The sequence below is a fragment of the Bordetella tumbae genome, from assembly GCF_965139195.1.
Lineage (GTDB): Bacteria > Pseudomonadota > Gammaproteobacteria > Burkholderiales > Burkholderiaceae_B > Bordetella_A > Bordetella_A tumbae.
Genome location: NZ_CBCSJH010000021.1, coordinates 1 through 24,589, shown reverse-complemented (window position 1 = coordinate 24,589; position 24,589 = coordinate 1). Strand labels below are relative to the sequence as shown.

Sequence of the window (24,589 nt, the reverse complement as noted above, 5' to 3'; positions counted from 1 at the left end):
CAGATACCGGCAGTGTTCATTCAATATCAATGCATGATGGGGAAAAAATGAATACCAATGCAATCAGCGCTGGCCGTCCCGTATCAGGGGGATTTTCCGACCAGGACGTGCAAGACACTGCGGGCGTGGCACCGCGTAAAGTCGGCAAGAAAGAGTTGAACCGTGTCGTGCTGGCCTCTGTCGTGGGCAGTTTTGTCGAATGGTTCGAGTTTTCTGTCTATGGTTATCTGGCCGCAATCCTGGGCAAAGTGTTTTTCCCTTCCAGCGAGCCGGGAATGCAATTGATCGCCTCATTGGCGGCGTTTGCGGTTGCATTTTTTGCACGGCCTTTCGGTGGTTTTCTGTTTGGGCCGATTGGCGATCGCTATGGCCGCAAGAACGTACTGACGGTCACGATCCTGATGATGGCGCTGGCGACATGCGCCATTGGCTTGATCCCATCGCACGATACGATCGGTATTGCCGCGCCTATATTGCTGGTGGTGATGCGCTTGCTGCAAGGCATCTCGGCGGGAGGCGAGGGCAGCGGCGCTGCGATTTTCGTAGCGGAGTATTGCTCTGACAAGCATCGCACGGCGGTGACGAGCTGGGTCGAGGTGGGGTGCATCAGCGGCTTTGCGTTTGGCGCCATCATCACGACGATTTTGACCAGTCTGTTCACAGCGGATCAGATCAATGATTGGGCCTGGCGCGTGCCGTTCCTGTTGGCATTGCCCTTGGGGGCGATTGGCCTGTATATCCGCAACCATCTGGAGGAAACGCCGACTTTTCAAGCGGTGCGGGAAAGCAAGGCCGCGCCTCCCAAGGTCAGCTGGCGGCATTTGTTTGAAACGCATAGAGGCCCGCTGTTGCAGTCTTGCGGCTTGATCATTGTCACCAACATCACTTTGTACACGGTGGTGACATATATCCCGACGTACTTGATCAGCACCTTGACGATGGCGCCTGCCCAAGGGTTCATGCTGTCGCTCGGACCGCAGATTTTCCTGATTGTGATGATCCCGGTCATGGGATGGCTGGCCGATCGCATCACGCGCAAAGCGACGATGCTGGCAGGCAGCGTGGCGATCCTGGTGTTGGCGATTCCGTGCTTCAGCATGTTGTCGACGGGGGGGTATCTCGAGAAACTGGCCGCCTTGATGGTGATGAATCTGTGCCTGGCTGCCATGCTGGGATGCATCTTTGCCGCCGTGCCCGCGTTATTCGCGCCTCATGTGCGTTTTACGGGAATGGCGATCAGCTACAACGTGTCGGTCGCGTTGTTCGCAGGTACTGCGCCGATGTTGAATGCGTGGCTGATTCAGCGTACGGGCAACCCGATGATGCCGGCCTACTATTTGATGCTGGGGGCCTTGGTGGGTGTAGTGGCGTTGTTGTATAGCCGTGATCGTACCGGCGAACCCATGCATGGGGATGTGGCGCGTCCGCACTGAACATGCAGGGGTGATGCCCCTGTCGTAGTGATAACGCACGGAAGATGTCGGTTTTTTCGCGAGGCTCTCAGCGCTGCGCGGCGTTCGACGCGCTGGAAACCTGGCGACACGTTGAGGGATAGCCCACGATGTCTTCTGTGCAAACGTATTCCAACAACCATGCGGTGAACTGCTTGAGCAACGGCGAATGCTTGCGATCAGGTTTGATCAGCAGCGTGAAGCGAGGCGTTTTTTCTGCGGAAAGTTGTTTGAGCAGATCGATGCCATAGGGCGCCACGAGCCGGCCCGCGGCGATTTCTCTGACGGCATCGGCATAGGAGATGAACCCCACGCCCAGGCCCGCGAGGATGGCCTCCATCATTGCAGCGTGGGTGTGCAGCAGCATGACCCGTTGCGAGGCGCGTTCCTTGACCTCTAGCAGGTCCAGGGTGTCGTCCCAGAGCGAGTTGGCCACCAAGGACGTGACTACGCTGTGTTTGAGCAAGTCCGCGGGGGTGTTCAACGGGATCCGTTCCAGCAGGCCGGGCGTGGCGACCAGTACTTTCAAGTCATCGATCAGCGGCGTCTCGATATAGTCGGCGTTGCCGCCGTAATCCCAGTGAATGGCCGCATCCATCCCACGGTCGTCGAGCTCGATCAAGTCCACGCCCACCGCCATACGAAAATCGATGCCAGGAAACAGGGCGGTGAATTGGCCCAGCCGGGGTACCAGGAATTCCGTCGCAAAATACGGGCTGACATACAGATATAACTGTTGTGCCGTGCGCGAGGTCTGGACGGCGCTGATGCCTTGAGAGAACCGATCGAGGCCATCGCGCACGTGGTCATACAACGTATGCGCGGCTTGTGTCGGGGTGAGGCTGCGAATATTGCGTTGGAACAGGGTTTGTTCCAAATGGGCTTCGAGTTGCTTGAGCTGTTGGCTGACGGCTTGCGGGGTGAGACACAGCTCTTCTGCGGCCTGACGTATCGAGCCCCGGCGCATGATGGCCTCGAAGATACGTAAGGTATTTAAAGGAGGAAGGCGATAACGCATGGTCGCGGATGGGACGCTCGATGGAGTGCGATACGGAATGAAAGACGTCCCGCTATCACCAGATCACGTGGAAACCCTCAATCGTAATCCTTTCTGAAGCAGGTCTTGGATCGGCAAGTATTTCTGGTTCGGGTTCGCTGGCGCTCGGTGATTTCCGAGGGAGGACCTGCGCGTTTCCTGCATGCGCAATCGGCAGAGGCTCAGGCATTGCAGTTGCTGACAAACACATCAATAATGAGTTGCAGAGTGCGCCGCCGGTGTCGTGGGGCGATTCTCCATGACGGGCGGTGTCCAGCGATTGGCGCGCCGTCACGTGGTGACAGAAGCGTGGGACCTTTTCTCTAGGAGGTACAGCAATGTCCAATAGCCATATCTACAAGCAGATCGAATTGGTGGGATCGTCTACGAAGTCTTCGGACGATGCCATTGCGCAGGCGATCGCTCGCGCATCGGAAACGTTGCGCAACCTGGACTGGTTCGAAGTCACGGAAGTGCGTGGCCATATCAAGGATGGCAAAGTCGCGCACTGGCAAGTGAGCCTGAAGATCGGGATGCGTCTGGAACAAGAGCCCTGACGCGGCGGTGGCGCAGCGATTCCCGATTGCTGCGCATTTTTTCACCATGCATCGTAAGTGATTGCGGTGTAAGGACTTTCTTTGCTTGTCCGAAAACTGTTCAGTGGTTTGTCCACACTAGACGGGGATAAACCCAAGGTGTGTGGATAGTTCAGACGCGAGTGGGTGTGCCAAACATCGCGGACCCGGAAATTTTTCGCTTCGGGATACGGTTTGTCCACTGGTCGGCGTCAAAAGCCGGATAGAAGCGCTGATTGATCATTTTTTGACCGGTGATCGTAAGCCTTTGTCGCGAAAGGCGATTCTCTGCTTGTCAGAAAACTGTTCAGTGGCTTGTCCACATTCTCCGGGGATAAGCTCGGGGTGTGTGGATAGTTCAGGATCAGGACGGCCTCAGAAAAGACGAAAAGAGACGGTTTTGTTGTCGTCGACGCCGTTTTGCGCGCTTTGGTCAGTGCAATGGTGTGTCCAGGCGTTGATTGGGCATTTTTTTACCAGCGCTTGTAAGTCGTTGTCGTGAAAGGTGATTCCCTGCTTGTCAGAAAACTGTTCAGTGGCTTGTCCACATTAGACGGGGATAAGCCGAGGGTGTGTGGATAGAAAAAAACGGGGGAAAGGTGTGGGCCTTTCCCCCGTTGTTGTTGTTGTTGTTGTTGTNTGCCGGTATATCGTCGGCAGTGATCTGTTCCTATGCCTTGAGTTTGTTCACCCAGGCGATATAGCCATCGAGCCAGCCTTGCAGGAACTGGCGGGTACGTTCGTTGGTGATGGTGTACTGATCGTCGATCAGTCCGGCTGCATCTTGCAGAAACACTTCAGGGGTGGTGTACACGTTGACGCCCTCGGCGGCGAGGATGTTGCGCAGGTGTTGTTGGGCCATGGCCGTGCCCGCGGCGCTGGGCGAGGTGCCGAGCAAGCCGCCGGGCTTGCCGGGCCACGAGTTTTGTCCCCAGGGACGGGAGCCCCAGTCGATCGCGTTTTTCAAGGCCGCCGGTATCGACCGATTGTGCTCGGGAGTGACGAACAGCAGGCCATCGGCCTCGGCGATCAAGGCTTTCAGTTTGGCTGCCGGTGCGGGCAAATCTGTCTCAAGATCTTGGTTGAACAGGGGGATGTCACCCAGGCTGGCATATTCAAACTGGACGTCTGAGGGCGTGAGTTTTTCCAGGGCGCGAGCCAGGCGCAAATTGATAGAGGCGGCCCGCAGGCTGCCCACGAAAACCGCGATCTTGGTGTTGCTCATTGCACATGCTCCAGACGAGGGGAAAGCGCCTAGTGTAGACCTGCGTCTTTGCTGCCTCAATACACGGAACGTATATATCGGTGGCGATGAAAAGCATGTGGGGCGGACATATGTCTTGCACTATTTTGGTGCAAACGGCGTTGAGATCCATGCATGTTGGATTTGAATTGGTGCAATGCAGCAAAAGTTGCGGCCCGTGCAACGGCGGTCCCCCCGGGACGAGCGGATAAGCGCGAATTGGCATGCCATTTGCTAGGGTAATTACTAAGAGGCCGGACTCAACTGACACCGGCCCGCAAGCAGCCAGGAGTTTTGTATGTCCGCTCATGTTCCCGCACCGGTCACCATGCTGGTGACCCGCCATATTTCTCCCGAACGTTATGGGGATTTTCTGACTTGGATGCGCCAGGGTGAAATCCTGGCGGCAGGCTTTCCAGGTTTCTTGGGGTCGGGGGTATTGCAGCCTCCCGAGGGGGGCGATCAGTATCAGATCGTCTTGCGTTTTGTCGATGCTGCGAGTCTGGCTCGTTGGGAAAATTCGTTGCCGCGCCGTATGTGGCTCGAACGCGGGGCGAACCTCGTGCGCACGAGCCGTGTGCATCGGGTCAGCGGGATGGATACTTGGTTTGGTGGGGNGCGCNGCGCGCCGCCTCGTTGGAAGCAGGCCGTCAGTATCTGGTTGGCGTATTTTCCGATGCTGTTGCTGTTCAGTTTGCTGCTGAACGAGCAATTGAGTGCTTTGCCGATATTCTGGCGCGTATTGGTCACGACGGTTTGCATGACGCCCGTGCTGTCTTTTATTTGTATTCCGGTTATTACCCGCCTATTGCGCGGATGGCTGCAACCGTCTGCCAGGAATTGATCGTGAAGCGAGGTAGTTGGCCGGAGTTATCGGCTAATTCTGACAGTTAGGATAAAGAACACTGACATTAGGCTGAACATTAAACGAAAATTGTTTACACTTGCGTTTATCTCATCCGATTTCTAAGAAAGCGCGGCCACGCGGGGCGCGCTTTTTTCAACAAAGGAGATTGTTCCGATGCGCAAGTTGCTCTATGGCGCGCTGCTGATGGCCGCCCTGACGGGAGGCGCCGTCCAGGCGGCTGCCGAACCCAAGGCGGTGGTGAAAACCTATTCTGACATCGCGTTGGCGGGTTATGAGGATTCCCTCACCACGGCACAGGCCTTGCGCACGGCGATTGATGCCCTGGTCGCCAAGCCCAGCGCCGAGACGCTGAAAGCCGCGCGCACCGCATGGTTGGCGGCCCGAGTGCCGTACCAGCAAACGGAGGCGTTTCGCTTTGGCAATCCCATTGTTGATGACTGGGAAGGCAGCGTGAATGCCTGGCCGCTGGACGAAGGCCTGATCGATTACGTGGACGCGTCGTACGGTACGGAAAACGACCAGAATGCGTTCTATGCGGTCAATGTCATTGCCAATTCCAAGATCACTGTAGGCGGCAAGACGATCGACGCCAGCAAGATCACGCCCGAACTGCTGTCCGAGACGCTGCACGAGGCCGACGGTAACGAGGCCAACGTGGCGACGGGTTATCACGCCATTGAGTTTTTGTTGTGGGGACAGGATTTGAACGGCACGGGCGCAGCCCCTGCCGATCGTACCGGCACGCCGCAGGAACGCCACTCGGGCAACCGTCCGCACACGGACTTTGATCCCGCCAATTGCACGGGCGGCAATTGCGAACGCCGTATTGAATATCTCAAGGCGGTGACCGATCTGCTCGTCTCCGACCTGGAGAGCATGGTCGCTAACTGGAAATCCGACGGCGCCGCACGCAAGGCCGTCGAAGAAGATCCCAAGGCTGGCTTGATCGCCATGATGACGGGGCTGGGCAGCCTGTCGTACGGTGAGTTGGCCGGCGAGCGTATGAAGCTCGGTTTGATGCTGAACGATCCCGAAGAAGAGCACGATTGCTTCTCGGACAATACGCATAACTCGCACTATTACAACCAGATCGGTATTCGCAACGTGTATCTGGGCGACTATCAGCGCACGGACGGCAAGACGGTCACGGGTGCGAGCCTGTCTGATCTGGTGAAGGCACGCGACGCCAAGTTGGACGCAGAAATGCGCGCCAAGCTGGATGCGACGGTCGCGGCAATGCAGGCCATGCGTGATCGCGCAGAAAAAGTCGAGACTTATGACCAGATGATCGCGTCGGGCAATGCCGAGGGCAATGCGGTGGTGCAGAAAGCCATCGACAGCCTGATCGATCAGACGCGCAGTCTGGAGCGTGTAATTGCTGCTCTGGAATTGGGCGACGTCGCATTGGAAGGCTCGGATAGTCTGGACAAGCCGGAAGCCGTATTTCAGTGAACAAGCTCGCAGTTGCAATACTGACGGCGCTGGCGGCAGCCAGCGCCGTTGGCGCCTCTGACGGGCGTGATGATTTGACAGAAGAGGACCGTGCGCGGGTGGCCAAGGTCACTGCGCCGACGCGCGATTTTTCAGCACCGGAGTCATTCGAGACCTTGCCTGCCGGGGCCGGGACCACGCGCAAGATGATCAACGCAGATATCTTTTCGCATCCCTCGGCCAATCTGACGTTCGAAGGGCGTCAGGAATTCCTGGTGGGCAATGGGTTGTTTCGCAAGGACTGGGTCTCGTCGCCGTCATCGACACAGGCGTCGGATGGCCTGGGGCCTTTGTTCAATGCGCGCTCGTGCCAAGCCTGTCATACCAAGGACGGCCGAGGCACGGTGCCAGGATTCGATCCGCTCGAACGCTCGGATACGGTGGCCTTGTTGCTGCGCTTGTCGGTGCCTGCGACGACGGACGAGCAGCGTCAGCAATTGGCGTCGGGCCATTTGCCCTTTGTGCCTGAGCCGGTTTATGGCGTGCAGTTGCAGAATTTCTCGGTAGCCGGATTGCCTTCCGAAGGCAGTCTGGAAATCGAGTATGAGCCGGTGACGGTGGAACTGAATGGCGGCGAGACGGCGACGTTGATGAAGCCGACCTACCGCATCGAAAACCTGGGCTATGGCCCCATGCGCGAGGATGTACAAATATCGCCGCGTATCGCCCAGCCGATGATAGGCCTGGGACTGCTGGAGGCGATCCATCCCGCCGATATTCTGGCCAATGCGGCTGCCGATCATGGTGATGGCATCAGCGGCCGGCCCAATTGGACACGTGATCGCCGCACCGGCGAGCGTGTGTTGGGGCGCTTTAATTGGAAAGCCAGCCAGCCGACAGTAGAACAGCAAAGCGCAGCGGCATTTTCGAATGACATGGGGTTGTCTACGCCGTTGTTCCCCAGTCATTACGGCGAGTGCACCAAGGCACAAGCAGCGTGCTTCGATATGCCGCATGGTGCGCAACCGCATCTCGGCGAACACGAAGTGCCCGCCGAGCTGATGGATTTCGTGACGACGTATTCGGTGAATCTGGCTGTGCCGCAGCGGCGTGATGTCGATGACGCTCGGGTGCTGGCCGGGAAAAAATTGTTTTACGAGGCAAATTGCGTTGCCTGTCACGTGCCTAAGTATGTGACGCGGCGAGACGCGGCGCGAGAGGAGCATCGCTTTCAGTTGATCTGGCCGTATACCGACATGTTGCTGCACGATATGGGCGAGGGGCTGGCGGATCAGGTTTCCGAGGACGAAGCCAGCGGCAGCGAATGGCGCACGCCGCCCTTGTGGGGCATAGGCCTGACGCGCACCGTGAATCCCAATGCGACGTGGCTGCACGATGGCCGCGCGCGATCGCTGCTGGAGGCGGTGCTGTGGCACGGAGGCGAAGCCCAGGCTGCGCGCGACCGGGTTGTCGCGATGACGCCGGAGGAACGGGCAGACCTGATTCGATTCCTGGAGTCGCTGTGAGCGGTCCGAGAGGAGTAAGTATGTTCAAGACAAAGCAATGGATATCGGCTGCGGTCATGGCGATTGCGCCTTGGCCCGCCTTGGCGCAGGCGCCCAGCGATTTGGGCCAACGCCTGGCCGATGGTTATGCGCGGCCCGCTGTTGCCAAGCTGGCCGAACAGGCCACGCATTTGGAGCAGGCCTTAAAGACGTGGTGCGATAGCGGCGGACAACCTGATGTGAAAGGCGTGCAGCAGGCTTTTGCAGGAACGGTGCAGGCTTGGGCCGGCGTGGAGTTTTTGCGTTTCGGTCCGTTGGTGCAGGGCAATCGCTATGAGAAATTAGCGTTCTGGCCGGACACTCGCGGGGTGATGCAGCGCCAGGTCCGCGCGCTGTTGGCCGCGGCGGATCCGGCTGCAGTAGCACCGGGGGCGCTGGCCTCGCGCAGTGTGGCCATGCAAGGTCTGCCTGCATTGGAATACGTGTTGTACGACACGCCGGGTCTGGTGAAATCGGCGCCGGGCAAGGATACGGCCTATGCGTGCAGCTACGCCGTGGCTGTGGCGGGCAATGTCGCGGCTGTGTCGGGCGAGTTGCAACAAGCCTGGAGCGCCAAAGGGGAGTTTGGCCGGCAGTTCACTGCACCTGCCGCGGGCAATGATCTCTATCGCACTCAACAAGAGGTCGCCGCCGAGGCGATCAAAGCGTTATCGACCGGCCTGCAATTTGCGCGCGACGTCAAACTATTGCCTGTATTGGGCGACTCTGTGCAGGCAGCCCGCGCGCAACGCGCCGCCTTCTGGCGCAGCGAATCGACCATACCGATGCTGGCCGCAAGCGTAAAAGGGATACGTGCGTTTTACGACGCGGGGGGGTATCGCTATCCCAAGGGCGAAGAGTGGGTCGGGGTTTCGTTGACCGGTGAACTCGATCGCGCCGCGGAGGTGTTGGACAACGTGAACGAGCCGTTGCAGAAATTGTTGGCCGATGAGGCTGGCTGGCAACACCTGGCATTGGCGGGTTTGATCCTGAAAAATGCCAAAGACATTGTGGATCAGAATTTTGCGCCTGCCTTGGGCGTCACGATTGGATTTAATGCGCTCGATGGAGATTGATCGCCGCCGCTTTTTGGCCTTGGCCGCATTGGCCGGTCTGTCGCCTGCTGCGTTGCGTGCTGCTACGGGTGTATCCGAGGAAGTGGCCAGCCGTACGGGCCGTTTGGCCGCTTCCGAGGGCCCGCTGTATGTGGCCGCGCGCAAGGCTCACGGTCGTTATGAGGCCGTTGTATTAGACGTTCAGGGCCGGGATCAACTGGTTGTGCCCATGCCCGCACGCGGCCACAGCTTTGCGCTGGATCCCGCGCGAGGGCGTGCCGTGGTGTTCGGCCGCCAGCCGGGGTTTTTCGCAGTCGCTTTTCGTATAGACGGTTCGCAGTCTCCCATTGCGCTAGAGGCTGCAAGCGAGCGTCATTTTTTCGGTCACGGTGTCTATCTGCCCGATGGCAAACGTATGGTGGCAACAGAGAACGCCTACGAAGCGGGCAAAGGCGTGCTGGGCATTTACGATGCGTCGGAGGGCGGAAACTATCGCCGTATCGGTGAGTTTGAGACCGGCGGCATTGGTCCTCATGAGGTCGTCCTGTTGCCAGACGGCAAGACGCTTTGTGTGGCCAATGGCGGCATTCTGACGCATCCGGACTACGGCAAGCTGGAGCTGAATCTGGATACGATGCGCCCTTCGTTGGCGTATATCGATGCGAACGATGGACGCTTGATTGAGCGTGTCGAATTGACGCAGGACCTGCATCGTCTGTCGATTCGTCATTTGACTTTGGCGGCTGATGGCGCAGTGTGGTTCGGTTGTCAGCATATGGGGCCCGCCAGCGAACGGCCCCCGCTGGTGGGGCGGCATCGCATGGGACATGAGCCAGAGTTATTCGCGGGCCCCGAAGACGTGCTGCGCGACTGCCGCAATTACATTGGCTCGGTGGCCGCGGATCCATCAGGAAGCGTGATCGCGACCAGCAGCCCCGTAGGCAACCAGGTGGTGTACTGGGATGCGGTCAACGGCCGCGCGTTGGGGGTGACCAGCCTGTCGGATGGTTGCGGTGTGGCGCCTCTCGCACCGGGACGCTTTTTGCTCAATAGCGGCATGGGCGCGCTCGTGCAGGCAGGCCCCGGCTCATCGGCACAATCCATCCTGACGCCGTCTTCAGGTCTGTCCTGGGACAATCATTTCCGGCGTTTGTGACGGAAGCCAACAAGACTCGGCAGGGTCACCGTGATTTGATACAGTTTCCAGCTGTTTAATCATTCGGTGCACAGATAACGCTGTGTGCTGAATTTCGACCTGTTGGAAAAAGACATGCGTGAGTACTTGATGAGTCTGGAATCCCTGATGCCGCGGTTGACCGAAGGCGCGGTGAATATCGCCATGGCGCTGGTCATATTGATCCTGGGCTGGTGGATATCGTCGTTGCTCGGTAGCTGGGTGCGGCGCGCCGCAACACGATCGCCGCGTATCGATGCCACGATTGTGCCGATGTTCTACAGCGTGGTGGTGTGGACCGTGCGGATTTTCACGGTCATTGCCGTATTGGCGCGATTCGGTGTGCAAACGGCCAGCTTGATTGCGGTGCTGGGTGCCGCGGGCTTGGCCGTAGGCTTGGCGCTGCAAAATACGCTGCAGAATATTGCCGCGGGCATCATGCTGTTGATCTTGCGTCCTCTACGCACAGGTGAATATATTGCGCTGAGCACAGGTACCGAGGGGACTGTCGAAGAAGTCGGCCTTTTTTTATGCCGCCTGGTGCAGGCTGATGGCATTCATATCACGCTGCCCAATAGCGTGGTCTGGGGCGCGACCATCACCAACTACAGTCGCAACGTGACGCGTCGCCTGGATCTGCCTGTCACGATCCATTATGGCGATGACCTGGATGCTGCGATCGCGAGCCTGACCAAGATCGTCGAGTCGCATCCCTTGGTGCTGAAAGACCCCGCGCCGCTGGTCAAAGTCAGCGAATACAAAGATAACGGCACGGTGGTCAATGTCCGCATGTGGTGCGCAGCCGCGCAATACTGGGATCTGCGCTGGGGGCTGTTTCATCAGATCCGTCAGACCCTGGCCTCTGCAGGCTTCAAGGCGCCAATTCCTGTGCGCGAAATTCAAGAGCCGGCTAAATAAGCCATCCTCCCCGCGTCCCGGGGCCGGTATTGCCGGGCCCGGTTCGATGCCGTCAACTGCTGCGCAATGAGAGGCGAGCCAGCTCCGCGTGGATCCAGCCCGCGATTTCTCTTTGCCGGGGCGCTGGCATGCGGTCAATGATGGCAGTCACGCTGATCGCCAAGATGGGTGCTCCTTGGGGGTCAAGCAGGGCGCAGCCCACTCCCAGCGCACCGCGCACGGCATGGTTGCCGACAACGGCATAACCCCGCGCGCGCGTGTTTTCGATCAGGCGCAGCATCTCGTGCGGCGTCATGCCGCCATATTCATCCAGGTATCCTGAGTTGCGTTCCACAATGCTGTGTGCGACGGCGTCGGGCAGGGCGGCCAGGATCGCCATGCCGCCTGAGCCGACACCCAGAGGCTGGCGTTTGCCGGCATAAGTGGCCAGGATTTGCACAGGATAACCGCCGATTTCCCGGTGCAGGCTGACGGACTCGTCGCCTTCGCGTACCACGAGAAACACCGCGTCCCCGGTGCGTTCGGCCAAGCGTTTCAGGCTGGGCAGGGTCTGGCTGACGCGTGGGTCCGGCGTCACCGTGTCCGGCGTCGTCGCCCACTGCGCCCGGTATTTCTTGGTGCCGGGCACGGGTAGTACCAGCCCCGCGTCCAACAGCGCCGCGAGCAGACGGTAAATCGTCGGGCGCTGGATGCCCGTCAAGCGGGCTAGATCGGTAATGCTCAAGCCGCCCGCGCCGTGATCGCGCAGGGTGGCCAACACCGTCAGGCCGCGGCGCAGGGTGCGCGGGCCGGAAGAGCTCTCTGAAATCGACATGCTGCACTCGAACCTATGACCAATAACGATGGATGGGGGGCTCGTAAAGTGGCGCCCACGAAAATCGTCCGTGGTGTGGACTCTACCTTGCCGGATCGGTGTTGACTAGTGGAAAATCCGGTCGGTATTCCCAATCATAACGTCCGTACTATGGACACTTCACAGGAGACACGACATGACCACAGGTCAAAAGCCCCGTTTTCTTCGCCATGCCGCGTCGCTGCTTGCCGGTGCTCTGGGTTCGATGGCGATTGCTGCCAGCGCCCAGGCTGCCTACCCAGACAAGCCCGTGCATATTGTTGTGGGTTTCTCGGCGGGCGGTACGACTGACGTGATCGCTCGCATCATGGCCAAGGAGCTGACGCAGACGTTGGGTCAATCCTTCGTCGTAGAAAACAAGCCCGGCGCCGGCAGCAACATCGCGACTGACTACGTAAAGCGTGCGGATCCCGATGGCTACACACTGTTGTTTGTGGCCGTGACCAGCGCCATCAACCAGACGCTGTACCGCAACGTTTCGTTCGACCTGACCAAGGATTTCGTCCCGGTCGCATTGGGCGCCAAGGTCCCGAACATTCTGGTGTTGAACCCGAACGTGCCGGTGAAGTCGGTGCAAGAGTTGGTGGATTACGCCAAGGCGAATCCCGGCAAACTGGCGTTTGCTTCCTCGGGCAGCGGCACGTCGATTCACATGGCCGGCGAGCTGTTCAAGATGCGTACCGGCATCGACGTATTGCACGTGCCCTACAAAGGCAGCGCGCCGGCGGTGACCGATCTGATCGGCGGCCAAGTGCAGTTCATGTTCGACAATATGCCGTCCTCTTGGCCGCATGTGAAAGGCGGTAAGTTGAAAGCATTGGCGGTGACCACGGCCAAGCGCTCGCCCTCGGCCCCCGATCTGCCTACGATGCAGGAACTGGGCTTTGACAAATTCGACGTGTCTTCGTGGTTCGGTTTGATCGCGCCGGCAGGCACGCCGCCGGAAGTCATCGAAAAGCTCAACGCCGCCATCGTCAAGGCGCAAGACAATCCCGACGTGCAGAAAGCCTTTGAGGGCCTGGGCGCTGTGGGTGAAAAGACGACGCCTGCTCAGTTCGGCGCGTTCATCAAGTCGGAAGTCGAAGGCTGGGCGCCGGTGGTCAAGGCGTCGGGCGCACAAGTCGACTGAGGGGTGTAAGACCGGGTGGGCGTTTGACCCGGACGACCTGATAGGTCAGCAAGGAAACCCGGTATCGCGTTTCCTTGCGAGTGCTCTATTTATTCCCAGTGGCTTTCGTTTTGCGCAGCATCGCCGTGCAGACGCCGCGCAGCATGTCGACTTCGTCGCGGGTGAGGCCGCTGCGGCTGAACAGGTGCCGCATGCGCGGCATCAGTTTTTTGGGATGGGCCGGATCGAGAAACTCGATCTGGATCAAGGCTTCTTCCCAGTGTTTCAGAAAAGCCAGCACGGCCTCGCTGGGGGCGAGCGCCGCGCCCGGGTCGGCCTGTTGCGCAGTCGAAGCGGGCAGCATGGCTGCGCCTGCCGCCTGGAGCAAGGCGTACCGCAGTTCCCACGCCGCCAGTTGCAGGGCCTGGGCGACGTTCAGCGAGCTGTATTCCGGATTGGCGGGAATATGGCAAATGCGATGGCACAATGCGATTTGCGCGTTGGTCAGGCCCGCCCGCTCGGTTCCCAGCACGATGGCGGTGTCGCCCGATTCGGTGTTGGCCAGATGGTCGCTGGCCAGCTCGGCCGCCTGACGGATGTCGCAGGGTGGAGGCCCCAGGTCCCGCACGCGCGCCGTCAGGGCAAATGCCAGCGTGACCGGCGCCAGGGCTTCTTCCAGGGTGGCGCAGACCCGGGCGTGTTCGAGGACGTCCACGGCACCGCTGGCCAGGGCAATGGCCTCGGGTTGGGTGGTCATGTCCGGAAATTTCGGCTCGACCAGGACCAGATTCTGAAAGCCCATCGTCTTGATGGCACGTGCCGCCGACCCGACGTTTCCGGGGTGGCTGGGCTGTACCATGATGAACTGAACGCGTGAAAATGCTTGAGTCATTTAAAATACCCGGTTTGGCCTAGTGCCATCCTGATTTTTCGGGGCTTTGCCGCGCGATTGTGGCAGGGCCGCCCCATGTTGTTGCTCCAGGGGAAACGGCTGGTGAAGCCTGGCATTTCCCTTTGAGCCTTATTGCATACGTACGGAATTTTATGCACCCGATGCTCAATATCGCCATCAAGGCGGCCCGGCGTGCCGGCACCATCATTAATCGTGCCAGCCTGGACTTGGAACGTATCAGCGTAGCCCGCAAGGGACCGCGCGATTATGTCACGGATGTCGATCGTGCCGCCGAGGAGTCCATCGTCGAGACCCTGCACGCAGCCTATCCCGATCATGCGGTACTGGGCGAGGAATTCGGCCTGCAAGGGCCGGAGCAGGCCGAATTTCAATGGATCATCGATCCGCTGGACGGCACCACCAACTTTATCCATGGCTTGCCCAACTACGCCGTGTCGATCGCCTTGACCCAGCGTGGCCAGGTCACGCAGGCCGTGGTGTACGACCCGTCGCGCAACGAGTTGTTCACTGCCAGCCGTGGCAGCGGCACGTTCCTGAATGACCGCCGTGTGCGCGTGTCGAGCCGCACGCGTTATGCCGAGGCGTTGCTGGGCGCGCACTGGCCGCGCTCGGGCGATGCCGATGCTGGCGGCGGCCGATTCCGCCAAATGACCGAGAACTGCAGCGGCGTGCGCCGTATGGGCTCGACCGTGCTGGACCTGGCCTATGTGGCCACGGGCCGCCTGGACGGTTTCTGCGGTCTCAAGCTCAAACCCTGGGATGTGGCGGCAGGCAGCCTGCTGATCCAGGAGGCCGGCGGCCTAGTCGCCGACCTGGATGGCGAGCAAGAGTGGATGGATTCCGGCAACGTGCTCGCCGGCAGCCCCAAGATCTTTACGCAGATGCTGGCTGCCTTGCAGCCCAAGCAGGACTGAGCAGGGTATTGCACAGGCTCGGGTGCGGGCCAGCCGCTCGGACCTGAGGTCTGCATAGGCCAGGCTGAATCCCGGAGGCGCCTCGTGGTCCGATACAGGGCGCGAGGCGCTGGCCGGTGTGTGCTGTCGGGGCTTTGTCACGTTGCTAAGGCCCCGTATCGCGGGGATTGGCCCCATGCTGGGGCAAATCCGCCGCCCGATTTTTCCTCATCTGCCGGCATGTTGCCGGCAAGTCGCGCCATTTCCATGTACGATTGGCGGTTCCAAAACTTTCGGAGCTCTTGATGGAGTGGCTGCAGGACCCCGCCGCGTGGGTCGGCCTGCTTACCCTGGTCGTTCTTGAAATCGTCCTGGGGATCGATAACCTCATTTTCATTGCCATTCTGGCTGACAAGCTGCCCCCCGCGCAGCGCGACCGCGCGCGTATCGTGGGTCTGTCCTTGGCGCTGCTGATGCGTCTGGGCCTGTTGTCCGTCATGTCGTGGCTGGTCACTCTCACTGCTCCACTGTTTTCTGTCGGGCCGCTGACGTTCTCGGGTCGAGATTTGATCCTGATGGTGGGCGGCCTGTTCCTGCTGTTCAAAGGAACCCTCGAACTCCACGAACGCATCGAAGGCAAAGCCGCTGAGGTGTCCGGGCCGCGCGTTTACGCCAGTTTCTGGGTCATCGTGACGCAGATCGTGGTGCTGGACGCCGTGTTCTCGTTGGACTCGGTCATTACTGCCGTAGGGATGGTGGATCATCTGGCCATCATGATGATGGCGGTGACCATTGCGATTGGCGTGATGCTGATTGCTTCCAAGCCGCTGACGCGTTTCGTCAATGCGCACCCCACCGTGGTGGTGTTGTGTTTGGGCTTCTTGCTGATGATCGGTTTTTCGCTGCTGGCCGAAAGCTTTGGCTTCAAGGTGCCCAAGGGCTATCTATACGCTGCGATCGGCTTCTCGGTGGCGATCGAGGCGCTGAACCAGGTGGCGCGCCGCAATCTGTTGCGCCTGGATGCGACCCGCCCGATGCGCGACCGTACGGCCAGCGCCGTGCTGCGCATGCTGGGCAAGCGCCCGCCGGCCGAAAGCGACGATACCGCGATCGCGCGCCCGGACCGGCCCGACACGCCGGCCTTTGGCGTCGAAGAGCGCAACATGGTCAGTGGCGTATTGACGCTGGCCGAGCGATCGATACGCTCCATCATGACGCCGCGCACCGATTTGTCATGGATCAATATTGATGACGACGCGCAGACCATACGCACGCAGTTGACCGAGGCGCCTCACAGCTTTTTCCCAGTGTGCCGCGGCTCGCTCGATGAGGTCATCGGGATTGGCCGCGCCAAAGACCTGGTTGCAGATCTGATTACCGACGGCCATATTCGTCGTAACCGTTTGCGTGATCCGATCATCGTGCACGAATCTATTGGTATCCTGCGCTTGATGGACACGCTGAAGCGCTCGCGCGGGCAACTGGTGCTGGTGGCAGACGAGTTCGGTGCGATCGAGGGCCTGGTCACGCCGATCGATGTTTTCGAGGCGATTGCCGGCGAGTTCCCAGATGAGGACGAACTGCCCGACATCACGCCGCTGGAGGACAACGTCTGGAAAATCGACGGCGCTGCCGACCTGCATCATGTCGAGCAAGTGCTGGAAACCGAAGGGCTGCTCGACGATGCGCAAGACTATTCCACGCTGGCGGGCTATTTGTTGGCGCGTTTTGGCCATTTGCCGCGGCCTGGCGATAGTTGCGAATACGAAGACCTGCATTATCGTTTCCGCTTCGAGGTGATGGAGCTCGATGGCCGCCGCATCGCTTCGGTGCGCGTTGAGCGCATGTATCTGATGCCGTCTGAGGCCGATGCCGATGGCGATAGTTAATTAATCTTTTTTTCTACGCACACTGTGACCGATAGCACGCTATACCTGATCAAGGCTTTCTTCCTCGGCATCATCGAAGGGCTGACCGAGTTCATCCCAGTCTCCAGCACAGGCCACTTGATCGTCATCGGTGACTTGATCAATTTCACCTCGAGTTCCGGCAAGGTGTTCGAGGTGGTGATCCAACTGGGATCGATCCTGGCGGTGATGTGGGTATTCCGGGCGCGCTTGTGGCAACTGATCCGTGGCACGCTGACGGGTGTGCCCGTTGAAGTCGCGTTTACTCGCAACCTGCTGTTGGCTTTCTTGCCGGCTGCAGTGATCGGGGCGATTTTCATCAAGACTATCAAAAGCGTGTTCTATCACCCCGGCGTGGTCGCAGTGACACTGGTGTTGGGCGGCCTCGTCATGTTGTGGGTAGAGCGCCGCACGCACCATACACCTGGCGATGTGCCGGGGGCGGCCGATGATTCTGCCTCGGATGAGCGTGCCACGGCCCGCACGCTGGAGCAAATTACGTGGAAGCAGGCGATCGGCGTCGGCGTTGCACAGTGCGTCGCGATGATCCCTGGTGTGTCTCGTTCAGGTGCGACGATTATCGGCGGGATGATTGCCGGTATTCAACGCAAGACGGCAACGGAATTTTCGTTCTTTCTCGCCATGCCCACGATGCTGGGAGCTGCGGTCTATGACATGTACCGCAATATCGATTTACTGAGCAGCCATGATTTGTCGGCCATTGCGGTGGGCTTCGTCGCGGCCTTCTTGAGTGCGCTGGTGGTAGTGCGGGCGGTCCTGCGCTTTGTGGCTAACCACACCTATCGCGTGTTTGCCTGGTACCGGATTGCACTGGGCATTGTGGTGGCTATTTGGCTTACGACGCATGCCTGATGTGGCGGCCCTTCAGCTGCAGGCCTGAAATAAAAAACGCTGGATTCGCGATATCGTGAATCCAGCGTTTTTTTCAGGCCCTTGCCCAGAGTCAGGCAGCGATCAGGCGATATCCAGATCGTAAGGCGTGATGCCGTCGCGGTCGATCACCAGCCAGCCGCCACGCGGCGGATTGGCATGATCGCATTCCCAGTCGGGCAGCACCCAGCGTTCGCGGCGGCGTCCATCGACTTCCAGGACATGCCGGGCGGGACGATGGGTGTGGCCGTGCACCAGGATATCGATGTCGGCCTCGCGAAAGGCCTGCTCGATCGCTTGCGCGTTCACGTCCATGATCTCGGCGGATTTCATTTGATTCGCCGATTGGCTTTCACCGCGCGCCTGTTGCGCCATGGCCATCCGTTCGGGAATGGTCTTGGCCAGAAACTGGGTCTGCCACTGCGGATTGCGCACCATGGTCCGAAACTGCTGGTAGGCCGCATCGTCCGTACAGTACTCATCGCCGTGGGTCAGCAGGATACGGCCAAAGTCCGTTTCCAACAGGGCGGGCTCGGGCAGCAAGTGCGCGCCCAGCGCATTGGCCAGATCGGCGCCCATCAAGAAATCGCGGTTGCCGCGTCCCAGCCAGACTGGAATGCGGGCCGCCGTGCGTTGCAGCCCTTGGAGTGCTGCCGCCAGCCAAGGCGGCGCGATCTTGACGACATCGTCGCCGATCCAGGCGTCAAAAATGTCGCCAGGCAAGAGCAGGGCGGCGGCTTCGTCTGCCGCCGTATCCAGAAACCCCAGAAATGCCTCGGCCGTGGCCGGCGTGGCCGGCCCCAGGTGCACATCCGAAGCCAGCCAGACAGGGCCCTGCAATGTGACCTTATTCAAGGACTTCGGCCTTTTCGATGACCACGTCCTCGGTCGGCACGTTTTGGTGGAAGCCACTGTTGCCGGTTTTTACGCCTTTGATCTTGTCGACGATCTCGGTGCCTTCGGTGACTTTGCCGAACACGGCGTAGCCCCAGCCATTAGGCGTGGGGGCGGTGAAGTTCAGGAAGTCGTTGTTCGACACATTGATGAAGAACTGAGCCGTAGCCGAATGCGGATCGCTGGTACGCGCCATGGCCAGGGTGTACTTGTCGTTCTTCAGGCCATTGTTGGCCTCGTTTTCGATCGGGGCTTGCGTGGGTTTTTGCTTGAGACCGGCTTCGAAGCCGCCGCCCTGGATCATGAAACCGTCAATGACGCGGTGGAAAATCGTGCCGTTGTAAAAACCGCTCTTGACGTAGCTCAGGAAATTTTCCACGGTCTTGGGGGCTTTTTCCGCATCCAGGGTAATCACGATATCGCCCTGATTGGTTTGCAGTTTGACGCGGGGAGAGGTGCTCATGGGTTGGGTGCCTTCTTTGGAGGAGGGGGTTGATGGGGTTGCTGCCTGGGCGCTCGCGGCTGCCGGCACGATCGCCAGGGCAACACTGCAGGCCGCTAAACGCAGCAAATGTAGAGGAGAGTAGCGCGAAATCATCTGTGTTGGCTTTCCTTCAGCATGTTTTCGATTTCACGTGCCTTGGCGTTCATGCCAGGCACGCCCTGGTTCGCAGCATTACGGTAGGTACGCAGCGCCATCATGAGTTGAATGTCTCCCATGTTGGCGCGTGCGGCTGGGTAATTTGGGTCGGCGCGCAGCGCCATTTCGAGGGCATCGTGTGCCCGGTCCAGTTCGCCTTGCTGCGCATACAGCGCAGCCAGATTGTTCCAGGGTTCGGGCAATTCTGGAAATCGGGTCGTCATCTCGGTGTAGAGGCTCACTGCTTCGGACGTACGCCCCAGTGCCGCCAGCGCGCGCGCATGCTGGAACATGAGCTGCACATCGGTGCCACGCTGGTCTTTGATGGCGGCCTCGCGCTGTTCGATCATCGCGAGGGCTTCTTCGTTCTTGCCGTCATTGAGCAGGCGCTCAATATGCGTCGTGATCTGGGACGGCGTCGGGTCCAGGCGTGTGTCCACGCCCGGTTTCAGGGCTTCGAGCAGATTGGCCAGGCCCTTCCAGCCGCCCTCGGGGCGTGGGGGATCCAGCTTGGTGCGCGTCTCCATGTCGTTGTAGGGCAGGTTGCCACCTCCGCCCATGGCCTGCCCGAAAGCGGCGCCGCCGGGCAGGGCCACCAGCGGCAGGATCAGCATGGTTATACGGAAAAGGCGGTTTAGGGTCACTGTGGTATCCGTTAAAAATGGAGACGCGTTGGGCGCGTAACGAGGCCGCTTGCTATACTTGACGACCGCCATTTTAGCCCCGGTTGCGTTCGTCGTTTATCCGCCGATGTTTCGCCTGCCGGCACCGACCGCTCCGCGGGACTTGCACCGCAATCTATCGAGGCCTGTTCAAGCGTCATGCTGCACATCTACAACACGTTATCGCGTACGAAAGAACCCTTCAAGCCGGCTCAGCCCGGCCAAGTGCGCATGTACGTGTGTGGCATGACCGTGTACGACTATTGCCATCTGGGCCATGCCCGCATGCTGGTGGCTTTCGATGTGGTGCAGCGCTGGCTGCGTGCCAGCGGTTTGGCGGTCGACTACGTGCGCAACATCACCGATATCGACGACAAAATCATTCGCCGGGCGGTCGAGACCGGGCGGAGAATCGGCGAGGTTACCGAGTACTACATCGCCGCCATGCATGCCGATGAGCGCGCCCTGGGGGTACAGCCTCCCGACCGTGAGCCGCGGGCCACCCAATATGTGGGCGATATGCTCGACATCATAGGCAAGCTCGAGCAAAACGGCCTGGCCTATCGGGCCGATGACGGCGACGTGAATTACGCGGTGCGCGGCTTTGCCGGCTATGGCAAGCTCTCGGGCAAGGCCCTGGACGACTTGCGCGCCGGCGAGCGCGTGGCCGTAGGCTCGGCCAAACGCGATCCCCTGGATTTCGTCCTCTGGAAGGCCGCCAAGCCCGACGAGCCCGAAGACACCAAATGGCCGTCTCCCTATGGCCTGGGCCGTCCCGGCTGGCACATCGAGTGCTCCGCCATGAGCAAGGCCCTGTTGGGCTTGCCCCTGGACATCCATGGTGGCGGTCCCGACCTGAAATTCCCGCACCACGAGAACGAAATCGCCCAGACCGAGGGCGCATTCGGCGGCACCTTGGCCAACATCTGGATGCATTGTGGTCCGCTGATGGTCGATTCGGACAAAATGTCCAAGTCCCTGGGCAATTTCCGTACCATCCGCCAGACTATCGCCCAGGGCGAGGCTGCCGCTGACCAGGCCGATTACGCGGTCAATCTGCGCGAAGCCGAAATGTTGCGTTTCTTTATCGTGCGCAATCACTATCGCAGCCCGCAAAACTACGCGCCGGACAACCTGGTCGATGCGCAAAACGCCTTGGATCGTCTCTATCAGGCGCTGCTGAACGTCGCGCCCGACGACAGTGCGGTGGATTGGAATACCCCGCAGGCGCAGGCCTTCAAGGCTGCGATGGATGACGATTTCAATACCTCGGGCGCGTTGGCGGCATTGTTCGAGCTGGCCTCCGATGCCAATCGCACCCGTGACGCGCACGCTGCCGGCCAGCTCAAGGCGCTGGCCGCGGTGCTGGGGCTGCTGCAACAGGACCCGGCCAGCTACTTTCAATGCACCACCCGCTATTCGGCGACCAGCCTGGCACAGGGGGGCGCTGCCGCCACCAACGAGTTGGACGCCGAGCAGATCGATGCCCTGATCGCTGCGCGCGCGGCAGCCAAACAGGCACGCGACTACGCTGAGGCCGACCGGATCCGCGCCCAGTTGCGCGAGGCCGGCATCGAGCTCGATGACAAACCCGGTGGTATCACCCAATGGCGCCGCGCCTGAGGAACCCGCACTGTCATGTCTAGCGCAGATATCGCCATCGCCAAGCCCGACTACTGGGAAGAAGCCGTCGCCCACCTGATGCGGCGCGATCGCATTCTCAAGAAAATCATTCCGCAGCACAGTGAAACCTGGCTGACGTCGCGCGGCTCGCCGTTTATCACGCTGGCGCGCGCCATCCTCGGCCAGCAGATTTCCAGCAAAGCCGCGGATACACTATGGCAGCGGTTTCTGGATACCGTCGGCAAGCGCCCCACGCCGGGCAGTGTGCTCAACATTGGCGTACAGGGCTTGCGGCAAGCCGGCCTGCCGCAACGCAAGTGTGAATACGTACAAGATTTAGCCGCGCATTTTGGCGAACGCCGTGTGCACCCGGAAAAATGGGCCGCCATGGACGACGAAAGCGTGGTATCAGAATTGGTCGCCATTCGTGGCATCGGCCGCTGGACGGCCGAGATGTTTCTGATCTTTCATTTGCAGCGACCCGATGTGCTGCCGCTGGACGATCTGGGATTGCTCAAGGCAATCTCGTTACACTACTTCAGCGGAGAGCCTGTCTCGCGCTTCGAGGCCCGAGAGGTCTCGTCGGCGTGGCAGCCTTGGCGTACCGTGGCGACCTGGTACCTGTGGCGCAGTCTGGAGCCTCATACGGCTCTGAACTAACGCACCACCTGGCACCCAATAACGGAAACCCTACTTCATGCGCAATACCTTCCTTGAATTTGAACAACCGCTGGCCGAGCTCGAGAACAAAATCGAGCAGCTGCGCTACGTCCAGGCCGATTCTGCCGTCGACATTTCTGACGAGATCGGCCGGCTGCAGCAAAAAAGCCAGACGCTGGCCAAGGAAATCTACGGCAAATTGACGCCGTGGCAAACCGCCCTGGTGGCCCGGCATCCGCAGCGCCCCTATACCCTGGACTATGTCCGGGAGATCTTCACCGACTACCACGAACTGCACGGCGACCGCATGTTTGCCGATGACCAGTCCATTGTCGGTGGCCTGGCGCGCTTTAACGGCGAATCCTGCATGATCATCGGCCACCAAAAGGGCCGTGACACCAAAGAACGCGCCGCACGCAATTTCGGCATGCCGCGTCCCGAAGGCTATCGCAAGGCCCTGCGCCTGATGCGCCTGGCCGAAAAATTCAAGCTGCCGATCTTCACGTTTGTCGACACCCCGGGCGCGTACCCCGGCGTCGGTGCCGAGGAACGCGGCCAATCCGAAGCCATCGGGCACAACCTGTATGCCATGGCCGAACTCAAAGTTCCGGTCATCACGACCATCATCGGCGAGGGCGGCTCCGGCGGCGCCTTGGCGATCGCCGTCGGCAACGCCGTGCTGATGCTGCAATACGCCACCTACTCGGTGATTTCGCCCGAAGGCTGCGCCTCCATCCTGTGGCGCAGTGCGGACAAGGCCTCCGAGGCTGCCGAGGCCCTGGCCATCACCGCGCCGCGCCTGAAAGACCTGGGCCTGATCGATCGCGTGGTCAACGAGCCCGTGGGCGGCGCTCATCGCGACCCCCGTGTCATGGCACGTCTGCTGCGCCGCGCACTGGGCGACGCCCTGCGCCAGTTCCGCGGCATGACAGCCGAACAACTGGTCGACCAACGCGTGCAACGCCTGCTGTCGTACGGCAAATTCCAAGAAGTCCGCAACTGAGACTGCCGTGTTCCCCAGCCCTGATTTGACCGCAGCCCTGCGCAAAGTATGGCAGGGCGTGGCAAATCCGGCGGTGCGTCTCGCCGTCGCCACCAGCGGCGGCGCAGATTCCGCGATGCTTGCCGCACATGCTGCCGCTCTGGCACGCGAGTCCGGCACGGAAATCATCCTGTTCCATGTCCACCACGGCCTGCAGACGGCCGCCGATGGCTGGGCCGATCACGTCCAGGCCTTGGGACGCATCCTGGGCGTACCCGTTGCTACCGCACACGCTCAGGTTGACGCCACTACCGGCCTGGGCATCGAAGCCGCCGCTCGCGATGCGCGCTACGCTTCGTTAGCTGAACTGGCGCATCAACACGACGTCCAGCACATCCTGCTGGCTCATCACCAGAACGACCAGGCCGAAACCGTCCTGCTGCGCCTATTGCGCGGCACGGGCCCCGACGGCATGGCCGCCATGGCACCCGCCATGCAGCGCGACGGCATCACCTACCATCGCCCCTGGCTGAACCAAAGCCGCGCCAGCATCCTGCAATCCGCCCTAGCATTCGCCGAACAGCACGATTGGCATGCCGTCCAGGACCCCACCAACGCGGACCCTCGTTACACCCGTGCAGCCGTTCGCGAGTTGTTATCCCCAGTTCTGGACGCCCGCTGGCCCGGCTGGCAAGCCCGCCTGGCCAGCCACGCACGCCACGCTGCCGAGACAACCGCCATCCTCGAAGAGGTCGCACAAAACGACTTGGCCACCTTGGATCTCTCGCCCGACGGCAAGAGTTTTTCCCTGGCCCAATGGCGCAGCCTGCCACCCGCCCGGCAATCATTGGTGCTACGTCATTGGTTGCGCTTGAATGGCGCCCGCATGCCCACCGAAGCCCGCATGGCAGACCTGCTACGCCAACTGCGCCAACTACACAGCCTCGGCCACGACCGCCAGATGCAAGTCGCCCACGCCCAGCACGTCATCCATTGCCACCGCGGCCGAGTCCGGATCGAGCCTCGCAGCGAGGCATAAACCTCATACCCAACCACAGGCGAGGCACCCTTATAAAGAAAAAGGGAATAAGCACGCGTTCCAAAAAAACGATGTGCTCAACAAAGGGTTTCACCGCCCGCAGCATGCCTCCATCGCGAGTACCGGCGGCGTGTCTGAGGCGGCGCTGGCCCGTTGAGTCCGCCGAGCCAGTCTCATCAGGCGGGGGGCAGTCGGCTGGGCATGTTTGAGTGGAGCGCAGCGGAGCGAG

General features: G+C 60.3%; 22 protein-coding genes and 2 pseudogenes. 17 read left to right on the top strand and 7 right to left on the bottom strand.

Annotated elements, in window-relative coordinates; genetic code table 11:
- Positions 1–47 precede the first annotated feature (47 nt).
- Positions 48–1,433: an MFS transporter gene (locus ACNA0J_RS19385; protein ID WP_415820499.1), complete on the top strand. Its 1,386-nt coding sequence runs from the start codon at positions 48–50 to the stop codon at positions 1,431–1,433.
- 67 nt (positions 1,434–1,500) lie between these two features.
- On the opposite strand, the gene ACNA0J_RS19380 is transcribed toward ACNA0J_RS19385, so the two are convergent.
- Positions 1,501–2,469, bottom strand: a complete 969-nt coding sequence (locus tag ACNA0J_RS19380) for a LysR substrate-binding domain-containing protein (protein ID WP_415820497.1) — start codon at positions 2,467–2,469, stop codon at positions 1,501–1,503.
- A 356-nt stretch (positions 2,470–2,825) separates the two neighbouring features.
- On the opposite strand from ACNA0J_RS19380, the gene ACNA0J_RS19375 reads away from it, so the two are divergent.
- Complete coding sequence (locus ACNA0J_RS19375; RefSeq protein WP_415820496.1) at positions 2,826–3,044, top strand: dodecin; 219 nt, start codon at positions 2,826–2,828, stop codon at positions 3,042–3,044.
- Positions 3,045–3,732: 688 nt separating this feature from the next.
- On the opposite strand, the gene ACNA0J_RS19370 is transcribed toward ACNA0J_RS19375, so the two are convergent.
- Entirely contained in the window at positions 3,733–4,287 is a 555-nt protein-coding gene (locus ACNA0J_RS19370) for an NADPH-dependent FMN reductase (protein ID WP_415820494.1), read from the bottom strand.
- Positions 4,288–4,603: 316 nt separating this feature from the next.
- Between ACNA0J_RS19370 and ACNA0J_RS19365 the strand changes: the two are divergent.
- The 7 genes and pseudogenes from ACNA0J_RS19365 to ACNA0J_RS19335 all read left to right on the top strand — a co-directional run.
- Positions 4,604–4,922 (top strand): annotated as a pseudogene (locus ACNA0J_RS19365) (antibiotic biosynthesis monooxygenase); the annotation flags it as partial.
- Between the two features lie 6 nt (positions 4,923–4,928).
- Positions 4,929–5,149 (top strand): annotated as a pseudogene (locus tag ACNA0J_RS19360) (antibiotic biosynthesis monooxygenase); the annotation flags it as partial.
- A 177-nt stretch (positions 5,150–5,326) separates the two neighbouring features.
- The gene (locus tag ACNA0J_RS19355) at positions 5,327–6,625 is read left to right on the top strand and encodes an imelysin family protein (protein ID WP_415820493.1); all 1,299 of its coding nucleotides are present in this window, start codon (positions 5,327–5,329) and stop codon (positions 6,623–6,625) included.
- Positions 6,622–8,130, top strand: coding sequence for a di-heme oxidoreductase family protein (locus tag ACNA0J_RS19350; RefSeq protein WP_415820492.1), 1,509 nt, complete (start codon positions 6,622–6,624; stop codon positions 8,128–8,130). The genes ACNA0J_RS19355 and ACNA0J_RS19350 overlap by 4 nt, the downstream gene beginning before the upstream one ends.
- A 20-nt stretch (positions 8,131–8,150) precedes the next feature.
- Positions 8,151–9,224, top strand: a complete 1,074-nt coding sequence (locus tag ACNA0J_RS19345) for an imelysin family protein (RefSeq protein WP_415820491.1) — start codon at positions 8,151–8,153, stop codon at positions 9,222–9,224.
- Positions 9,214–10,359: a DUF1513 domain-containing protein gene (locus ACNA0J_RS19340; RefSeq protein ID WP_415820490.1), complete on the top strand. Its 1,146-nt coding sequence runs from the start codon at positions 9,214–9,216 to the stop codon at positions 10,357–10,359. The genes ACNA0J_RS19345 and ACNA0J_RS19340 overlap by 11 nt, the downstream gene beginning before the upstream one ends.
- 114 nt (positions 10,360–10,473) lie before the next feature.
- Positions 10,474–11,295: a mechanosensitive ion channel family protein gene (locus ACNA0J_RS19335; protein ID WP_415820489.1), complete on the top strand. Its 822-nt coding sequence runs from the start codon at positions 10,474–10,476 to the stop codon at positions 11,293–11,295.
- A 52-nt stretch (positions 11,296–11,347) separates the two neighbouring features.
- On the opposite strand, the gene ACNA0J_RS19330 is transcribed toward ACNA0J_RS19335, so the two are convergent.
- Complete coding sequence (locus tag ACNA0J_RS19330; RefSeq protein ID WP_415820488.1) at positions 11,348–12,109, bottom strand: IclR family transcriptional regulator; 762 nt, start codon at positions 12,107–12,109, stop codon at positions 11,348–11,350.
- 175 nt (positions 12,110–12,284) lie between these two features.
- Here ACNA0J_RS19330 and ACNA0J_RS19325 point away from each other — a divergent pair, with 175 nt between their 5' ends.
- Positions 12,285–13,277 (top strand): Bug family tripartite tricarboxylate transporter substrate binding protein, encoded by a 993-nt coding sequence (locus tag ACNA0J_RS19325; protein ID WP_415820487.1) that lies wholly within the window; start codon positions 12,285–12,287, stop codon positions 13,275–13,277.
- An 85-nt stretch (positions 13,278–13,362) separates the two neighbouring features.
- On the opposite strand, the gene ACNA0J_RS19320 is transcribed toward ACNA0J_RS19325, so the two are convergent.
- Positions 13,363–14,148: an RNA methyltransferase gene (locus ACNA0J_RS19320; protein ID WP_415820486.1), complete on the bottom strand. Its 786-nt coding sequence runs from the start codon at positions 14,146–14,148 to the stop codon at positions 13,363–13,365.
- Between the two features lie 152 nt (positions 14,149–14,300).
- On the opposite strand from ACNA0J_RS19320, the gene ACNA0J_RS19315 reads away from it, so the two are divergent.
- The 3 genes from ACNA0J_RS19315 (at position 14,301) to ACNA0J_RS19305 (ending at position 17,842) form a co-directional block, all read left to right on the top strand.
- Positions 14,301–15,083, top strand: coding sequence for an inositol monophosphatase family protein (locus tag ACNA0J_RS19315; RefSeq protein ID WP_415820485.1), 783 nt, complete (start codon positions 14,301–14,303; stop codon positions 15,081–15,083).
- A 284-nt stretch (positions 15,084–15,367) separates the two neighbouring features.
- A complete protein-coding gene (locus ACNA0J_RS19310; protein WP_415820484.1) occupies positions 15,368–16,951 on the top strand; it encodes a TerC family protein in 1,584 nt (527 codons plus the stop codon).
- Positions 16,952–16,975: 24 nt separating this feature from the next.
- Positions 16,976–17,842, top strand: a complete 867-nt coding sequence (locus ACNA0J_RS19305) for an undecaprenyl-diphosphate phosphatase (RefSeq protein ID WP_415820483.1) — start codon at positions 16,976–16,978, stop codon at positions 17,840–17,842.
- A gap of 102 nt (positions 17,843–17,944) precedes the next feature.
- On the opposite strand, the gene ACNA0J_RS19300 is transcribed toward ACNA0J_RS19305, so the two are convergent.
- The 3 genes from ACNA0J_RS19300 to ACNA0J_RS19290 all read right to left on the bottom strand — a co-directional run bounded on the left by ACNA0J_RS19300 (position 17,945) and on the right by ACNA0J_RS19290 (position 19,954).
- The gene (locus ACNA0J_RS19300) at positions 17,945–18,715 is read right to left on the bottom strand and encodes a UDP-2,3-diacylglucosamine diphosphatase (protein WP_415820482.1); all 771 of its coding nucleotides are present in this window, start codon (positions 18,713–18,715) and stop codon (positions 17,945–17,947) included.
- Entirely contained in the window at positions 18,708–19,217 is a 510-nt protein-coding gene (locus ACNA0J_RS19295) for a peptidylprolyl isomerase (protein WP_415820481.1), read from the bottom strand. Before ACNA0J_RS19295 ends, ACNA0J_RS19300 begins: the two co-directional genes overlap by 8 nt.
- A gap of 131 nt (positions 19,218–19,348) precedes the next feature.
- Positions 19,349–19,954 carry a tetratricopeptide repeat protein gene (locus ACNA0J_RS19290; RefSeq protein ID WP_415820557.1) on the bottom strand — a complete coding sequence of 202 codons (606 nt, stop codon included), beginning with the start codon at positions 19,952–19,954 and terminating at the stop codon, positions 19,349–19,351.
- A gap of 261 nt (positions 19,955–20,215) precedes the next feature.
- Between ACNA0J_RS19290 and cysS the strand changes: the two genes are divergently transcribed.
- From cysS to tilS, 4 genes are read left to right on the top strand one after another with little or no spacing between them, the layout of a single operon-like run.
- Positions 20,216–21,679, top strand: coding sequence for a cysteine--tRNA ligase (cysS, locus tag ACNA0J_RS19285; protein ID WP_415820480.1), 1,464 nt, complete (start codon positions 20,216–20,218; stop codon positions 21,677–21,679).
- A gap of 15 nt (positions 21,680–21,694) precedes the next feature.
- Positions 21,695–22,339: a DNA-3-methyladenine glycosylase family protein gene (locus ACNA0J_RS19280; protein ID WP_415820479.1), complete on the top strand. Its 645-nt coding sequence runs from the start codon at positions 21,695–21,697 to the stop codon at positions 22,337–22,339.
- A 37-nt stretch (positions 22,340–22,376) separates the two neighbouring features.
- A complete protein-coding gene (locus ACNA0J_RS19275) occupies positions 22,377–23,342 on the top strand; it encodes an acetyl-CoA carboxylase carboxyltransferase subunit alpha (protein WP_415820478.1) in 966 nt (321 codons plus the stop codon).
- A 25-nt stretch (positions 23,343–23,367) separates the two neighbouring features.
- Positions 23,368–24,360 (top strand): tRNA lysidine(34) synthetase TilS, encoded by a 993-nt coding sequence (gene tilS, locus ACNA0J_RS19270; RefSeq protein WP_415820556.1) that lies wholly within the window; start codon positions 23,368–23,370, stop codon positions 24,358–24,360.
- Positions 24,361–24,589 lie beyond the last annotated feature (229 nt).

Bases quoted from the DNA above. Each gene is read 5' to 3' on its own strand.
- ACNA0J_RS19385 (WP_415820499.1), top strand. From the start codon at position 48: ATGAATACCAATGCAATCAGCGCTGGCCGTCCCGTATCAGGGGGATTT.
- ACNA0J_RS19380 (WP_415820497.1), bottom strand. From the start codon at position 2,469: ATGCGTTATCGCCTTCCTCCTTTAAATACCTTACGTATCTTCGAGGCC.
- ACNA0J_RS19375 (WP_415820496.1), top strand. From the start codon at position 2,826: ATGTCCAATAGCCATATCTACAAGCAGATCGAATTGGTGGGATCGTCT.
- ACNA0J_RS19370 (WP_415820494.1), bottom strand. From the start codon at position 4,287: ATGAGCAACACCAAGATCGCGGTTTTCGTGGGCAGCCTGCGGGCCGCC.
- ACNA0J_RS19355 (WP_415820493.1), top strand. From the start codon at position 5,327: ATGCGCAAGTTGCTCTATGGCGCGCTGCTGATGGCCGCCCTGACGGGA.
- ACNA0J_RS19345 (WP_415820491.1), top strand. From the start codon at position 8,151: ATGTTCAAGACAAAGCAATGGATATCGGCTGCGGTCATGGCGATTGCG.
- ACNA0J_RS19340 (WP_415820490.1), top strand. From the start codon at position 9,214: ATGGAGATTGATCGCCGCCGCTTTTTGGCCTTGGCCGCATTGGCCGGT.
- ACNA0J_RS19335 (WP_415820489.1), top strand. From the start codon at position 10,474: ATGCGTGAGTACTTGATGAGTCTGGAATCCCTGATGCCGCGGTTGACC.
- ACNA0J_RS19330 (WP_415820488.1), bottom strand. From the start codon at position 12,109: ATGTCGATTTCAGAGAGCTCTTCCGGCCCGCGCACCCTGCGCCGCGGC.
- ACNA0J_RS19325 (WP_415820487.1), top strand. From the start codon at position 12,285: ATGACCACAGGTCAAAAGCCCCGTTTTCTTCGCCATGCCGCGTCGCTG.
- ACNA0J_RS19320 (WP_415820486.1), bottom strand. From the start codon at position 14,148: ATGACTCAAGCATTTTCACGCGTTCAGTTCATCATGGTACAGCCCAGC.
- ACNA0J_RS19315 (WP_415820485.1), top strand. From the start codon at position 14,301: ATGCACCCGATGCTCAATATCGCCATCAAGGCGGCCCGGCGTGCCGGC.
- ACNA0J_RS19310 (WP_415820484.1), top strand. From the start codon at position 15,368: ATGGAGTGGCTGCAGGACCCCGCCGCGTGGGTCGGCCTGCTTACCCTG.
- ACNA0J_RS19295 (WP_415820481.1), bottom strand. From the start codon at position 19,217: ATGAGCACCTCTCCCCGCGTCAAACTGCAAACCAATCAGGGCGATATC.
- ACNA0J_RS19290 (WP_415820557.1), bottom strand. From the start codon at position 19,954: ATGGGCGGAGGTGGCAACCTGCCCTACAACGACATGGAGACGCGCACC.
- cysS (WP_415820480.1), top strand. From the start codon at position 20,216: ATGCTGCACATCTACAACACGTTATCGCGTACGAAAGAACCCTTCAAG.
- ACNA0J_RS19280 (WP_415820479.1), top strand. From the start codon at position 21,695: ATGTCTAGCGCAGATATCGCCATCGCCAAGCCCGACTACTGGGAAGAA.
- ACNA0J_RS19275 (WP_415820478.1), top strand. From the start codon at position 22,377: ATGCGCAATACCTTCCTTGAATTTGAACAACCGCTGGCCGAGCTCGAG.